We start from the raw sequence: 14,168 nt of genomic DNA, 5'->3' as shown, positions 1-14,168 counted from the left end.
TCACGGAGGTCAAGCGCTTGCAAGTCCCATGAACGAGCGTTTAAGCTAACGCTGTTAACATGCGCGGCGCGTGACGTCGCGGAACGAGGAGACCCCCGTCCCATGGCTCTGCCGCCCATTCTGCGCGACCGTCTGCGCCTGCCGGTGATCGCCTCGCCGCTGTTCATCATCAGCAATCCGGATCTCGTGATCGCCGAGTGCAAGGCCGGCATCGTGGGCTCGTTCCCGTCGCTGAACGCTCGTCCGCTGTCGCAGCTGGACGAATGGCTGGCCCGTATCACCGAAGAGCTGGCCGCCTGGGACAAGGCCCATCCGGACATGCCCTCGGCGCCGTTCGCCGTGAACCAGATCGTCCACAAGACCAACAACCGGCTCGAGCAGGACATCGAGCTGTGCGTGAAATACAAGGTGCCGGTGGTGATCACCTCGCTGGGCGCGCGCGAGGACCTGAACCAGGCGATCCACTCGTACGGCGGCATCACCCTGCACGACGTGATCAACGACCGCTTCGCCCGCAAGGCCATCGAGAAGGGGGCCGACGGCCTGATTCCGGTGGCGGCCGGCGCCGGCGGCCACGCGGGCGCCATCTCGCCCTTCGCCCTGGTGCAGGAGATCCGCACCTGGTTCGACGGCCCGGTGGCCCTGTCGGGCGCCATCGCCAGCGGCCGCTCGATCCTGTCGGCCCAGGCCATGGGCGCGGACCTGGCCTATATCGGCTCGGCCTTCATCGCGACCGAAGAGGCCAATGCGCCCGAGGCCTACAAGCGGACGATCACCGAGGCCAACGCCAGCGACATCGTCTATTCGAACCTCTTCACCGGCGTGCACGGCAACTATCTGCGCCAGTCGATCGTCGCCGCGGGCCTCGATCCGGACAACCTGCCGGAAAGCGATCCGTCGAAGATGAGCTTCGGCTCGGGCGGCAACCAGGACGCCAAGGCCTGGCGCGACATCTGGGGCTCGGGCCAGGGCATCGGCGCCATCAAGGAAGTGCTGCCGGTCGCCGAACGCATCGCCAAGCTGGCGGAGGAATATGAGGACGCGAAGGCCGAACTGGCGGCCAAGACGGCGCTGACGGCCGGCAACCGCCTGGCTTTCGCCGCCGAGTAGGACGGGGATCCAGCCGGGGACGAAGGCGGCTTTGTCCCCGGCGACTCCGGCCGGGCGATCCTAGGCGGGTTCGAAACCCGCCAGGAGCGCCTCATGTCCGACGCCGCCACGCCCCGTCTTTCGCTGCCCTACGTGGCCGCGGGGCAAGCCCAGAAGCACGTCACCGTCAACGAGGGCCTCGCCCGGCTGGACGGCCTCGTCCAGCCCTGCGTCGTCAGCCGCGCGATCGCGACCCAACCCGCCGCGCCCGCCGACGGCGCGATGTGGATCCGTCCAGCCGCCGCGACCGGCGCCGACTGGGCGGCCGCTCCCGCCAATAGCCTGATGCGCTTCGAGGCCGGGGCCTGGGAGGCCATCGCCCCTTCCGCCGGCTTCACCGCCTGGATCGCCGACGAGGGCCAGATGGCGGTGTTCACCGGCTCGGCCTGGGTCGCTTTGTCGTCCACCTTCACCAGCCTGACCGCCGCTCGCTCGCCGTTCGGGGCCGACATCCGCGTCGAGATCCGCGAGGTCGAAGCGACTTTGAGCGGCGCCTCGGTGACCACGTCCGCCGTGATCCCGGCCCGCTCAATCGTGCTGGGCGTCTCGACCCGCACCAGCGCAGCTGTCACCGGCGCGGTCTCCTACAGCTGCGGGATCGCCGGCGAGAACGGCAAGTTCGGCAGTTCGCTGGGCGTGGCGCTGAACGCCAGCAACATCGGCGTGGTGGGGCCGACAGCTTATTACGCTGACACCCCGGTGGTGCTCACCGCGGCCGGCGGCAGCTTCGTCGGCGGCAAGGTGCGGGTGGCGATCCAGCTGCTGCGGTTCGAGGCGCCTGGGGCGGTGTAGGCCCGCTTTCCCCACTTCCCGTCATTCCCGCCCTTGTGGCGGGAAACCCTGGTTCCGCTTCCACCTGAGGCGCAAGCGGCGTGCTGAGCACGCCGCCTCATACGCCCTTGCGGCCGATAGAGGGGTTCCCGCCACAAGGGCGGGAATGACGAAAGTGGGGAGGAGGGTTTGGGAACGCTCGCCAGCCGACCACTGCGACACTTGCGAATGGCTCTCTGCTTGATCCGGGCGGCGGCTGCGGTTACACGGCCCGCATCCCTTGGGGAGTAGCCGCCCGCGCCTATCAGCGGGGCCCGCCGTCAACATACTTGATCCTCGGATCATGGCGCGGGTGAAGGAAGCACCGACAGCTTTCTTGGCGAGACCAATGGCGTCGTTTCCCGTCCGGGCTGGGCGGGGAAACGGTCGCTGTTGTCTTGTCTGCGCTCGGCCCCGCAACGGTGTTTCAATGGAATCCCTGCTCGTCTCGACCCTGGTGGTCGCCGTGGCCGAAATCGGCGACAAGACCCAGCTCTTGGCCATCATCCTGGCTACGCGCTTCAAGAAGCCGATCCCGATCATCCTGGGCATCCTGGCCGCCACCCTGCTGAACCACGCCCTGGCGGCCCTGGCCGGCTCGCTGGTCGCCCAATATCTGCAAGGCGCCTGGTTCCAGTGGCTGATCGCCATCTCGTTCATCGCCATGGCCGGCTGGGCGCTGATCCCGGACAAGGCCGACGACGAGGACGGCGGGGCGGTCGGCCGCTACGGCGTGTTCCTGACCACGGCCGTGGCCTTCTTCCTGGTCGAGATGGGCGACAAGACCCAGATCGCCACCGTCGCCCTGGGCGCCCAGTTCCACAACGTGCCGCTGGTGGCCGCGGGCACCACGCTGGGCATGATGCTGGCCAATGTGCCGGCCGTGTACCTGGGCGAGGCGGCGACCAAGATCGTGCCGCTGAAGTATGTGCGCATCGGCGCGGCGCTGATTTTCCTCGGCCTGGGCCTCTGGGGCGTCGCGACGCTGCTGGGCGTCTTCAAGTAATGACGTAGGCGGGGGCGGGGGCTATTCACGGGTCGAACGATCCGGAGCCCCCGCCTCATGACTGTCGAAGACCCGCGCGCGACCGGTTGGGAATTCTGGATCGATCGCGGCGGCACCTTCACCGACATCGTCGCCCGCCGGCCGGACGGGCGGCTGGTCACCCACAAGCTGCTGTCGGAGAACCCCGAGCAGTACGAGGACGCCGCCGTCGCCGGCGTGCGCGCCCTGCTGGATCAGGGCGGCGGCGGGTCGGTCGAGGCGGTGAAGATGGGCACCACGGTGGCCACCAACGCCCTGCTCGAACGCAAGGGCGAGCCGACCCTTCTGGCGATCACCAAGGGCCACGCCGACGCCCTGCGCATCGGCCAGCAGGCCCGGCCCAAGCTCTTCGACCGCAACATCATAAAGCCCGAGGCCCTCTACACCCGCGTCGTCGAGATCGACGAGCGCGTCGGCGTCGACGGCGAGGTGGTGCGGCCGCTGGACGAGGCAGCCGCCCACGAGGGCTTGCAGGCCGCCTATGACGCCGGCTTCCGCGCCGTGGCGATCGTGCTGCTGCACGGCTTCCGCTTCACCGACCACGAGGCCCGGGTCGCGGCGATCGCCCGCGAGGTCGGCTTCACCCAGGTTTCGGCCAGCCACGAGGTCAGCCCGCTGATGAAGCTTGTCGGGCGGGGCGACACGGCGGTGGTCGACGCCTATCTGTCGCCGATCCTGCGCCGATACGTCGACCAGGTGGCCTCGCGGCTGGGCGAGGAGACGCGCCTCTTCTTCATGCAGTCGAACGGCGGCCTGACCGACGCGCGGGCCTTCCGGGGCAAGGACGCCATCCTGTCCGGCCCGGCCGGCGGCGTGGTCGGCATGGCCAAGACGGCGGCCGAGGCGGGCTTTTCCCGCGTCATCGGCTTCGACATGGGCGGCACCTCGACCGACGTCTGTCACTACGCCGGCGAGTACGAGCGGGCCTACGAGACCGTGGTGGCCGGGGTGCGGATGCGCGCGCCGATGATGAACATCCACACCGTGGCGGCCGGCGGCGGCTCGATCTGCTCGTTCGACGGCGCGCGGCTGCGGGTGGGGCCGGCCTCGGCGGGCGCCAATCCGGGACCGGCCTGCTATCGGCGCGGCGGGCCGCTGACGGTGACCGACTGCAACGTCATGCTGGGCAAGCTGCAGCCCGAGTTCTTCCCGCACGTCTTCGGCCCCAACGCCGACCAGCCGCTCGACCGCGAGGTAGTGGTCGAGCGCTTCGAAGTCCTGGCCGCCGAGATCACCGCCGCCACCGGCCGCGCCATGACCCCCGCCGAGATCGCCGAAGGCTTCCTGACGATCGCCGTCGAGAACATGGCCAAGGCCGTGCGGCAGATCTCGATCCAGCGCGGCTACGACGTCACCCGCTATGTGCTGGCCTGCTTCGGCGGGGCGGGGGGGCAGCATGCCTGCCTGGTGGCCGACGCCTTGGGCATGAAGACGGTGATGATCCACCCGTTCGCCGGCGTGCTCAGCGCCTACGGCATGGGACTGGCGGATCTCCGCCTGCTGCGCGAGACCACGGTCGAGCAGCGTCTCGACGAAGCCGCCGCCACCCTGCCGGCCCGCGCCGCCGTCCTGGCGGCCGAAGCCGAAGCCGCCCTGCGCGCTCAGGATGCGCCGCTGGTGAACGTCGAGACCGAGGCGGCCCTGCTGGTGAAGTACGCCGGCACCGACACGCCGCTGCGGGTTCCGTTGACCGATGCGGAAGGCGTCAAGGCCGCCTTCGAGACCCTGCACCAGCGCCGTTTCGGCTTCGTCTCGCCGGCCACGCCGCTGGTGGTCGAGACCCTGAGCGTCGAGGCTATCGGCCATGCCGACGCCGGCGCCGCGCCCGATCTGGGCGCCGGCGAAGGCGGGCAGGGCGGGGTGCTGGCCACCGTGCCCGCGCGTTTGGCCGGGCAAGCCTACGACACACCGGTGCTCGACCGGGCGGGCCTGGCGGTCGGCGCCGAAGTCGCCGGGCCGGCGATCATCCGCGAGGCCACCGGCACCACCGTGGTCGAGCCCGGCTGGCGCGCCCGCGTGGATGCTCATCACAACCTGATCCTCGACCGCGTCGAGGCCCTGGCGCCGCGCCGCGCGGCCGGCACCGAGGCCGATCCGGTGATGCTGGAGGTGTTCAACAACCTCTTCATGGCCGTGGCAGAGGAGATGGGCTTCGCCCTGCAGAACACCGCCTATTCGGTGAACATCAAGGAGCGGCTGGACTTCTCCTGCGCCCTGTTCGATCGCGACGGAAACCTGATCGCCAACGCCCCGCACATGCCGGTGCACCTGGGCTCGATGGGCGACAGCGTGCGGGCCATCCGCGATGGCCGCAGCCATGACGGCCGGGGCATGAAGCCCGGCGACGTCTACATGCTCAACGCGCCCTATGCCGGCGGCACCCACCTGCCGGACGTGACCGTGGTCATGCCGGTGTTCGATGCGGCCGGCGCCTTGCTGTTCTACGTCGCCGCGCGCGGTCACCAGGGCGATATCGGCGGCATCACCCCCGGGTCCATGCCGCCGGGCAGCCGGACGGTCGAGGAGGAGGGCGTCCTCATCGAGAACTTCCTGCTGGTCGAGGGCGGGCGGTTCCTGGAGGCCGAAACGCGGGCCCTGCTGGCCTCGGGCAAGTGGCCGGCGCGCAATCCCGACCAGAACATCGGCGACCTCAAGGCCCAGGTCGCCGCCTGTGCGCGCGGGGCCGAAAGCCTGACCGGCCTCGTCGCCGAGTTCGGCCAGGACGTGGTCGAGGCCTACATGGCCCATGTGCAGGACAACGCCGAGGAGGCCGTGCGCCGGGTGCTGGCCAAGCTTTCGGATGGGCAGTTCGCCTACGAGCTGGACGACGGCAGCGTGGTGAAGGTGGCGATCACTGTGGACCAGTCGGCGCGGACGGCCCGTGTGGACTTCACCGGCACCAGCGACCAAGTCCCGACCAACTTCAACGCCCCGGCCTCGATCTGCCGGGCGGCGGCGCTGTATGTCTTCCGCACCCTGGTGGACGACGAGATCCCCATGAACGACGGCTGCCTGCGGCCGGTCGAGCTGGTCATTCCCGAGGGCTCGATGCTGAAGCCGCGCTATCCGGCGGCGGTGGTGGCCGGCAATGTCGAGACCAGCCAGGTGGTGGTCGACAGCCTCTACGGGGCGCTGGGCGTCATGGCGGCCGCCCAGGGCACGATGAACAACTTCACCTTCGGCGACGAGCGGCGGCAGTACTACGAGACCATCTGCGGCGGGGCCGGGGCGGGGCCGGACTTCGACGGCGCCGACGCGGTGCAGACCCACATGACCAACAGCCGCCTGACCGATCCCGAGGTGCTGGAGACGCGCTATCCGGTGCGGGTCGAGGCCTTCTCGATCCGGCGCGGTTCGGGCGGCGCCGGCGAGCATCGGGGCGGCGACGGGGTGGTGCGCACCATCGGCTTCCGCGAGCCGATGACGGTCACCCTGCTCTCCAACCGCCGCCGCGTGCCGCCGTTCGGCCTGCACGGCGGGGCCAGTGGGGCGCTGGGCCTGGCGCGGATCGAGCGGGCGGACGGGACGGTCCAGGCCCTGGCGGCGACCGACGAGGCGCAGGTGTCGGCCGGCGACCGCGTGGTCATCGAGACGCCGGGCGGCGGGGGCTGGGGGAAGGCCTAAGCCTTTCACCACCCCGTCCCGCGCGCTAAGCATCCCCGAACGAGAAGAGAGGCCCGACCATGACCGACATCGCCCGCCGCACCCTGATCGGCGCCGCCGGCCTGGTGGTCGCCACGCCCGGCCTGGCCCTGGCGGCCGGCAAGCCGAAGGTGGCGATCCAGACCAGCGCCGGCCTGATCGTCGTCGAGCTGGAGGACAAGAAGGCGCCGATCACCGCAGCCAACTTCCTGCGCTATGTCGACGGCAAGAAGTACGACGGCGGGACCTTCTACCGGGCCTCGCGGACCAAGGGCGTCAAGGGCTCCGGTTCGATCCAGGGCGCGCCGCCGGCTCGCGCGCGACGTTTCGCGCCGATCGCCCACGAGAGCACGACCAAGACCGGCCTGCGCCACAAGCCGGGCACGATCTCCATGGCCCGCAACGCGCCGGGCACCGCCACCTGCGACTTCTTCATCTGCGCCAGCGCCATGCCGTACCTGGACGCCCATCCCGGCGCGAAAGGCGACAACCTGGGCTTCGCGGCCTTCGGGACGGTGGTCGAGGGGCTGCCGATCGTGAAGAAGATCCTGGCCATGCCCACGGGCGGGCCCGCCTACACCGAGGCGATGAAGGACGAGATGCTCAAGGCGCCGGTCCAGATCCTCGGCATGAAACGGGTCGGCTGACCCGCATCTGATCGCTTGGCGGATACGTAACTGTCTTCGGGGACGAACCTGGAGACGCCGTTGCGGACGATATCGCTCCTCATCCTGGGCTCGTTTTTGGCTTGGGCGGCCGCCGGCCCGGCGAGCGCCTTCGAGCTGTCGCCGGAGGCGCGGGCCAGCCTGGCGCGCGGCGAGGCCCATGCCGAGGTCTCGCCCGATCCGGCCGGGGCGACAGGCGGCCAGGTGCGCGGCGTGATCGACATCGCCGCTCCGCCCGACCACGTCTGGGCCGTGCTGACCGATTGCGCCAGCGCGGCGCGGATGATCACCAATCTCGAACGCTGCGCGGTGCTGTCGGGCGACCAGAAGCGCGGTTGGGACGTCCGCGAGCACGTCACCCGCAAGAGCCTGTTCTTTCCCCGCATGCGCATCGTCTTCCGCTCGGACTACGAGGGGCGGCGACGCATCCGCTTTCGGCTGGTCGAGGGCGACCTCAAGGCCGAGGAGGGCGAGTGGCGGCTGCAGCCCCTGGCCGGCGGGGCGGGCACGCGGGTGTTCTACGAGAACCGCCTGGCTGTGGACTGGCTGATCCCCAAGGCCCTGCTGCGCGCGGGTCTGCGCAAGGACACGCCCAAGGCCCTGGCTCGCCTGCGCGAGGCCTGTCTGGAGGCCGGCTAGGTCTTCCCGTCCAGCTTGGCCTCCAGCCGCGCCAGGGTCGCCTTCAGCTCCTCCTGCTCGGCGTGGCTGAACTCGTTGGCGTCCTTGATGCAGCGCGAGCAGATGTTGCCGATCAGCAGGGGCAGGATCAGCAGCAGGGTGACGTGCATCAGCGCCACGGCCGTGATGCGCCCGCCCAGGGTGGCCGGGTACATGTCGCCATAGCTGACCGTCGTGGCCGTGACGCAGGCCCACCAGACGCCGTCGAGATAGGTCTTGCCCTCGAAGAAGGCGTAGGATCCCGCGGCCGCCAGCAGCATGACCACATAGACGATCAGCAGTTCGCGAACGGTATCGAGATACTTGAGCATGACGGGCTCCGCAGTTGAGGCGTCAGATCGCCTCAACCTCGGAAAGGCGTCAACCGCGCCGCTTGGCGGCGTCGGCCAGATAGAGCTCCAGATTGGTGTAGCCCGGGCCGTCCTTGGCCAGGGCGGGGCCGTCGGCGGCCTTCTTGGGGTTCAAGCCGTGGGCCTTCTCCCAGGCGTCGGGCATGCCGTCGCCGTCGGAGTCGAGCGAGGGCTTGCCGGCGGGCAGGGCGGGCCAGCCGCCGACGTCCTTCTGGCTGTTGATCACGGTCCCGGTGCGGTCGCGCACACCGGCCACGACCCGCGTGTCGACGCTGTCGCGGAACACCGAGGCCCCGGCGTCGGCCAGTACGCGCTCATAGGCCTTGTCGGCCGGCTCGGGCGCCACCGGCGCGACCTCGATGGGCGCGGCCTGGCGATAGCCGGCGGGCTCGGGGATGGTGAAGGTCACCAGGCTCCAGGGATCGGCCGGAACCGCGCCGGCCATGCTGTTGCCGGCGAAGTAGGCCTTGGCCAGGGTGTTACTTTCCTGGAAGGCCACCGGCTTGCCGCTGCTCGGACCCGGCACATAGGCGTTGTCGACGAAGTTGTAGGCGGCTAGGGCGGCCTTGTCGGCGTCGTAGCCGGCATAGCCCTTGCCCCAGTTGTAGAAGACGTTGGAGCGGAAATCGAACAGCGCGCCGACCGGATCCTTGTCGGGTCCGTCGTAGTTGCCGGGGCGGGGCATGCGGGCCATGTGGCTGGCCCACAGATTGTGGTGGAAGCTGATCCTCGAACCTTTGCCGCCGCGGATCAGACTGCCGTAGCCGTGGTCGCCCTTGGCGTGCAGCGAGTGGGCCATGGACTCGGCGATCAGCGACCACTGGACCGTCAGGTCGTAGAAGCCCTGGCCTTCCTCGTCGTAGCGGGCCGAGGCCGAGAGGGTCTCGTCCACCGACCAGCTGGCCGAGACGTGGTCGAGGATGATCCGCCGGCCCTTGTTGATCCAGATCGCGTCGCTCTCGGTCTTGCTCTCGTCGCCCAGGCGCGAGCGGATGAAGCGGATGACCACGTCGTCGGCCGAGACGACCAGGGTGTGGTCGCGCAGGGTGATCCCGCCGCCTGGCGCGGTCTGGCCGGCGATGGTGATGCGCGGCTGGCTGATCTTCAGGTCCGACTTCAGCTGGATCGTGCCGGCCACGTCGAAGACCACGGTGCGCGGGCCCTTGGCTTCGACGGCGGCGCGCAGCGAGCCGGGGCCGGAATCCTCCAGGTTGGTGACCTTGATCACCGCCCCGCCGCGGCCGCCCTGCGACAGCCGGCCCGCGCCCTCGGCCCCGGGGAAGGCGAGGGTTTCTGTCGCGGCCTGGGCGGCCCCGCCCAGCAGGGCGAGCGCCGCGGCGCCGGCGAGCAGGCGCGGGAGGATAGGGCGGATGGTCATGGCGGCGTGTCTCTCCCCGAAGGCCGGCGAGCGTCGATCGCGTCTCGTCCTGGCGAGGCGACCCTGCCCGCCTCTTAGAGAAATGTCCACCGGTGTCATAAGGTGTGACCGCCAAGCCTCTTGTGACGCTTGGTTGATGCATAACGCTGTTATGCAAATTGCTTGAGCAATCTCTGCTCGAAAACTATGCGAATGAGGGGGCGCTGTTCGCCTCTTCCCTCGCCACGCGAAGTTTCCTTCCGAAATGGGCGGTGGAAACCTGACGCTGGTGTCAACCTTACCGGAGCTTTCGATTCGCGTTCCCGGGGGGGAGCATTCATGTCCGTCGAAGAATCCAGCCTCCGGCCGGAACGCATCCTCGACCTGTCCGAGCGGCTGAGCATCGTCGCCGGCCAGAAGATCGGCGAGATCTCGACCGTCAACCGCGCGGCCAAGATGCTGGCCATCAACGCCCTGATCGTCGCCGCCCGCGCGGGCGAGGCCGGCAAGGGCTTCGCCATCGTCGCCGAGGAGTTCAAGAAGATCTCCACCCAGATCGACGAGGTGGCCGGGGCCCTGGAAAGCCAGGTGCGCGCCGACCTCGACGAACTGACCGCGATCGGCGGGGCGATCCTGTCGCATCTGCGCGGCCAGCGGCTGGCCGACCTCGCCTTGAACGCCATCGAGATCATCGACCGCAACCTCTATGAGCGCACCTGCGACGTGCGCTGGTGGGCCACCGACAGCGCTGTTGTCGACTGCGCCATGGCCCCATCGCGCGAGGCCGCCGACTACGCCAGCCAGCGCCTTCGCGTCATTCTCGACGCCTACACCGTCTATCTGGACCTGTGGATCTGCGACGCGGCCGGGCGGGTGATCGCCAGCGGCCGGCCCGACAAGTACCGCGGCGTGCAGGGCGCGTCGGTGGCCAACGCCTCGTGGTTCCAGGAAGCCATGCGCACCAAGAGCGGCGACGACTTCGCCGTGGCCGACATCGCCCGCCAGCGCCTGCTCGAAGAGGCTCCCGTCGCCACCTACGCCACCGCCATCCGCGAGGGCGGCGAGGCCAAGGGCAAGGTGATCGGCGTGCTGGGTGTTCACTTCGACTGGCGCCCGCAGGCCCAGGCCATCGTCGACGGCGTGCGCATGACCGACGAGGAACGCTCGCGCTCGCGCGTGCTGTTGCTCGACCAGAACCACCGGGTGCTGGCGGCCTCGGACGGTCAGGGCGTGCTGGTGGAAACCTTCAAGCTCGACACCTCGCACGGTTCGATGGGCAGCTACGCCGAAGGCGACCGCACGATCGGCTACGCCCTGACCCCCGGCTACGAGACCTACAAGGGCCTGGGCTGGTATGGCTGCCTGGTCCAGCGCCAGGCCGTGGACACGCCGCTGCCGGTGGCCGAGCGGGCGGTGGACAACGTGTTGCGGCTGAAGGCGTAGTCTTCCTTCTCCCCTTGCGGGAGAAGGTGGCGGCGAAGCCGTCGGATGAGGGGTCTCAGACATCGGACGCCTCACCCGGCCTGGACCGCCGCGGCGAGTTCGTGGGGGAGGGCGGCGCGCTCTATCTCTGTCCGGAAATCCCCAAACCATAAAATCCCCGCGAAAGCGGGGACCCAGGTGTTTTATCGTCGAGCGCGGTGGGCTGCAGAAAAAGCCTGGGTCCCCGCTTTCGCGGGGATTTTACGGAGGATTGGTCACTCAGTACCGCCCGGTCTTGGGGCAGGCGGGGCCGGCGCCGGTGGTGAAGGTCTTGCGGCCGTTGCGCCAGCTCATGGTGCAGGTCCGCAACGAGGCGGCCATAACGCGGAGCGTCTCGAGGTCGCCTTGCAGGCGCTCGGGGGTGGTGGTCAGGGAAAGAACGAGGTCGCGGGCGCCGTCTTCGCCGCGATAGGTGGTTTCGATGGCATATGAGGTCGCGCCGGTCGCGTCGGTCCGATGGCACACCGGCTGGTCGGCGTCGAACAGGCGCATCACGGCGATCTTGTCGCAGGGCGGCTTGGGCGGCGCGTCCTCGCCCACGGCGTAGCCATAATAGACCGCGATGAACGCCAGGTCCTTGGGCGGCTCGGCGTCACCGCGGGCGACGGCGCAGGAAACCGGCTTCAGGAACAGCGTCACGCCGTGATCGGCCCCGGTCCAATCGGCCGGGAGACGGCAGTTGAAGACGCCCGGAGGCGTTCGGAACGTCAGGCCATACTCCGCCGAGACGTAGGTCGGCGGCGGCGGGGCGGCCATGTCGGAGGACAAGCCGCCGGCCAGCAGCCAGGCGGCGACGAGGGCGGGCAGCATGTGCGGGGACTCCGAAGGTCGCCCGAAAGGTCGCGCCGCCTAGTCCACGGCGGCAAGTACTTTTCTGATCGTCTCCACCACCCGATCGATCTGGGCTTCCTCGATGATCAGCGGCGGCGACAGGGCGATGATGTCGCCGGTGACGCGGATCAGCAGGCCCTGGTCGAAGGCCGCCTCGAAGGCCTCCATGGCCCGGGCCGTCGGGGCGCCGGGGCGGGGCGAAAGCTCGATGCCGGCGATCAGGCCGAAGTCGCGGATGTCGATCACGTGGCGGGCGTCGGCCAGGGAATGGACGGCGGCGCGCCAGTAGGGCTCGATGGCCAGGGCGCGCTCGAACAGCCCCTCGCTCTGATAGATCTCCAGCGTGGCCAGGCCCGCCGCGCAGGCCAGCGGGTGGCCCGAATAGGTATAGCCGTGGAAGAGCTCGATGGGCGCGTCGGCCCCGTCGAGCATGGCCTCGTAGATCGCCGTGCTGGCGGCCACCGCGCCGGCCGGCACGGCGGCGTTGGTCAGGCCCTTGGCCATGCAGAGGAGGTCGGGCGTCACCCCGAAGCGGTCGGCGGCGAAGGGCGCGCCGACGCGGCCGAAGCCGGTGATCACCTCGTCGAAGATCAGCAGGATGTCGTGCCTGTCGCAGATCGCCCGCAGCTTCTGCAGGTAGCCCTCGGGCGGCACCAGTACGCCGGTCGAGCCCGCGACCGGCTCGACGATGACGGCGGCGATGTTAGAGGCGTCGTGCAGGGCGATGATGCGTTCCAGGTCGTCGGCCAGGTGCGCGCCGTGCTTGGGCAGGCCCTGGGCGAAGACGTTCTCGGGAATGCCGTGGGTGTGGGGCAGGTGGTCGACGCCGGTCAGCAAGGACCCGAAGTACATCCGGTTCTTGGGGATGCCCCCCACCGAAATCCCGCCGAAGCCGACGCCGTGATAGCCGCGCTCGCGGCCGATCAGCCGGGTCTTGGTCCCCTTGCCGCGGGCGCGGTGGTAGGCCAGGGCGATCTTCAGGGCGGTGTCGACCGACTCCGAGCCGCTGTTGGTGAAGAAGATCCGGTCCAGGCCCTTCGGCGTCACCTGGGCCAGGCGCGAGGCGAAGGAGAAGGCCAGCGGGTGGCCGAGGTTGAAGCTTGGCGCATAGTCCATCTCGCCGGCCTGCTTGCGGATGGCCTCGGTGATCTGCTCGCGCCCGTGGCCGGCGTTGACGCACCACAGGCCCGAGGTGGCGTCGAGGATCTGGCGGCCGTCGGGCGTGGCGTAGTGCATGCCCTTGGCGCCGGCGAGCAGGCGCGGATTGGCCTTGAAGCGCCGGTTGGGCGTGAACGGCATCCAGTAGGCGTCGAGGTCGTTGGCGCCGAAGTCGGGCATGAGCGAGGTCCTTCGCGAGACCTTGCATTGTGATCGCAATTATCGGCTAGCTGGCAAGCCCTGGAATGCGTCGCGGAGAGGAGGGGACATGGCCGAGCCGAAAACGCGCCGTCCCCTGGCCGATTCCACGGCGGTTCACGACCAGGTCTATGACTCCATCCGCCAGGCTTTGATCACCGGCAAGATCGCCCCGGGCGTCGGCGTCTCCCTGCGCAGCCTGGCGGCCGAACTGGGCGTGTCGCCCATGCCGGTGCGCGACGCGGTGCGGCGGCTGGTGGCCGAGCGGGCCCTGGCGATCAACCCGGCCAACAAGCGCCTGAGCGTGCCTTCGTTGAGCGCCGAACGGCTGGAGCAACTGGAGTTGGCGCGCCAGTGGATCGAGCCGGAACTGGCCGCCCGCGCTGCGCCCCGTGCCGACGAAGCCTTGGTGCGCAAGCTGAAGCTTATCGACCAGGATCTGGAAGACGCGCTGCGCGTCGGCGATGTCGACGGCTATATGGTGGCCAACCACGCCTTCCACTTCGCCATCTACGAACGGGCCGGAGCCGAGGTGCTGCTGGCCATGGCCGGCGGGCTGTGGCTGCAGATCGGGCCGTTCATGCGGGTGGTGTTCGGCCGGGTCGGCACCGGCAGCCTGCCGGCCGACCGCCACGCCGAAGCCATGGACGCCCTGAAGGCCCGCGACGCCGACGGCGCCCGCCGGGCCATCGCCGCTGACCTCTCCGAAGGCATGGACAAGATGCGGGCCGCGGTGGGCGTCGAGTCCGGCTTGACAGGGTCGATGGCGGCGCAAACTGTGATCACAATTCGATGAGGCTTTC

The 14,168-nt window shown here is 69.6% G+C and carries 12 protein-coding genes and 1 riboswitch; of the genes, 8 read left to right on the top strand and 4 right to left on the bottom strand.

Going from position 1 to position 14,168, the window contains the following annotated elements; genetic code table 11:
- Nucleotides 1–102 precede the first annotated feature (102 nt).
- From AC07NS_RS15850 to AC07NS_RS15825, 6 genes are all read left to right on the top strand, one after another.
- A complete protein-coding gene (locus AC07NS_RS15850) occupies nucleotides 103–1,110 on the top strand; it encodes an NAD(P)H-dependent flavin oxidoreductase (protein WP_110121457.1) in 1,008 nt (335 codons plus the stop codon).
- A 93-nt stretch (nucleotides 1,111–1,203) separates the two neighbouring features.
- Nucleotides 1,204–1,941, top strand: coding sequence for a DUF2793 domain-containing protein (locus AC07NS_RS15845; protein ID WP_494604721.1), 738 nt, complete (start codon nucleotides 1,204–1,206; stop codon nucleotides 1,939–1,941).
- A 249-nt stretch (nucleotides 1,942–2,190) separates the two neighbouring features.
- A riboswitch (yybP-ykoY riboswitch) is annotated at nucleotides 2,191–2,298 on the top strand.
- Between the two features lie 91 nt (nucleotides 2,299–2,389).
- Nucleotides 2,390–2,965 (top strand): TMEM165/GDT1 family protein, encoded by a 576-nt coding sequence (locus AC07NS_RS15840; RefSeq protein WP_494604719.1) that lies wholly within the window; start codon nucleotides 2,390–2,392, stop codon nucleotides 2,963–2,965.
- A 57-nt stretch (nucleotides 2,966–3,022) separates the two neighbouring features.
- The gene (locus AC07NS_RS15835) at nucleotides 3,023–6,628 is read left to right on the top strand and encodes a hydantoinase B/oxoprolinase family protein (RefSeq protein ID WP_494604717.1); all 3,606 of its coding nucleotides are present in this window, start codon (nucleotides 3,023–3,025) and stop codon (nucleotides 6,626–6,628) included.
- A 59-nt stretch (nucleotides 6,629–6,687) separates the two neighbouring features.
- Entirely contained in the window at nucleotides 6,688–7,293 is a 606-nt protein-coding gene (locus AC07NS_RS15830; protein ID WP_494604716.1) for a peptidylprolyl isomerase, read from the top strand.
- Between the two features lie 60 nt (nucleotides 7,294–7,353).
- Complete coding sequence (locus AC07NS_RS15825) at nucleotides 7,354–7,950, top strand: SRPBCC family protein (RefSeq protein WP_494604714.1); 597 nt, start codon at nucleotides 7,354–7,356, stop codon at nucleotides 7,948–7,950.
- Here AC07NS_RS15825 and AC07NS_RS15820 read toward each other — a convergent pair.
- Nucleotides 7,947–8,300: a potassium channel family protein gene (locus AC07NS_RS15820; RefSeq protein ID WP_494604712.1), complete on the bottom strand. Its 354-nt coding sequence runs from the start codon at nucleotides 8,298–8,300 to the stop codon at nucleotides 7,947–7,949. The two genes, AC07NS_RS15825 and AC07NS_RS15820, sit on opposite strands and share 4 nt — an antisense overlap.
- Before the next feature lie 49 nt (nucleotides 8,301–8,349).
- Nucleotides 8,350–9,717 (bottom strand): pectate lyase, encoded by a 1,368-nt coding sequence (locus AC07NS_RS15815; RefSeq protein ID WP_494604710.1) that lies wholly within the window; start codon nucleotides 9,715–9,717, stop codon nucleotides 8,350–8,352.
- A gap of 318 nt (nucleotides 9,718–10,035) precedes the next feature.
- Here AC07NS_RS15815 and AC07NS_RS15810 point away from each other — a divergent pair, with 318 nt between their 5' ends.
- Entirely contained in the window at nucleotides 10,036–11,139 is a 1,104-nt protein-coding gene (locus AC07NS_RS15810) for a methyl-accepting chemotaxis protein (protein WP_494604708.1), read from the top strand.
- Nucleotides 11,140–11,397: 258 nt separating this feature from the next.
- Here AC07NS_RS15810 and AC07NS_RS15805 read toward each other — a convergent pair whose 3' ends face one another.
- A complete protein-coding gene (locus tag AC07NS_RS15805) occupies nucleotides 11,398–11,988 on the bottom strand; it encodes a hypothetical protein (RefSeq protein WP_494604706.1) in 591 nt (196 codons plus the stop codon).
- A 39-nt stretch (nucleotides 11,989–12,027) separates the two neighbouring features.
- Nucleotides 12,028–13,347 (bottom strand): omega-aminotransferase AptA, encoded by a 1,320-nt coding sequence (aptA, locus tag AC07NS_RS15800; RefSeq protein WP_494604704.1) that lies wholly within the window; start codon nucleotides 13,345–13,347, stop codon nucleotides 12,028–12,030.
- An 88-nt stretch (nucleotides 13,348–13,435) separates the two neighbouring features.
- Here aptA and AC07NS_RS15795 point away from each other — a divergent pair, with 88 nt between their 5' ends.
- Nucleotides 13,436–14,161 carry a GntR family transcriptional regulator gene (locus tag AC07NS_RS15795; protein WP_494604702.1) on the top strand — a complete coding sequence of 242 codons (726 nt, stop codon included), beginning with the start codon at nucleotides 13,436–13,438 and terminating at the stop codon, nucleotides 14,159–14,161.
- The last annotated feature ends 7 nt before the right edge of the window (nucleotides 14,162–14,168 follow it).

This window comes from Caulobacter sp. GW821-FHT10A10, assembly GCF_059415745.1.
Note: the sequence above shows the minus strand (reverse complement) of the source record. Positions and strands in the feature narration are given on the sequence as shown.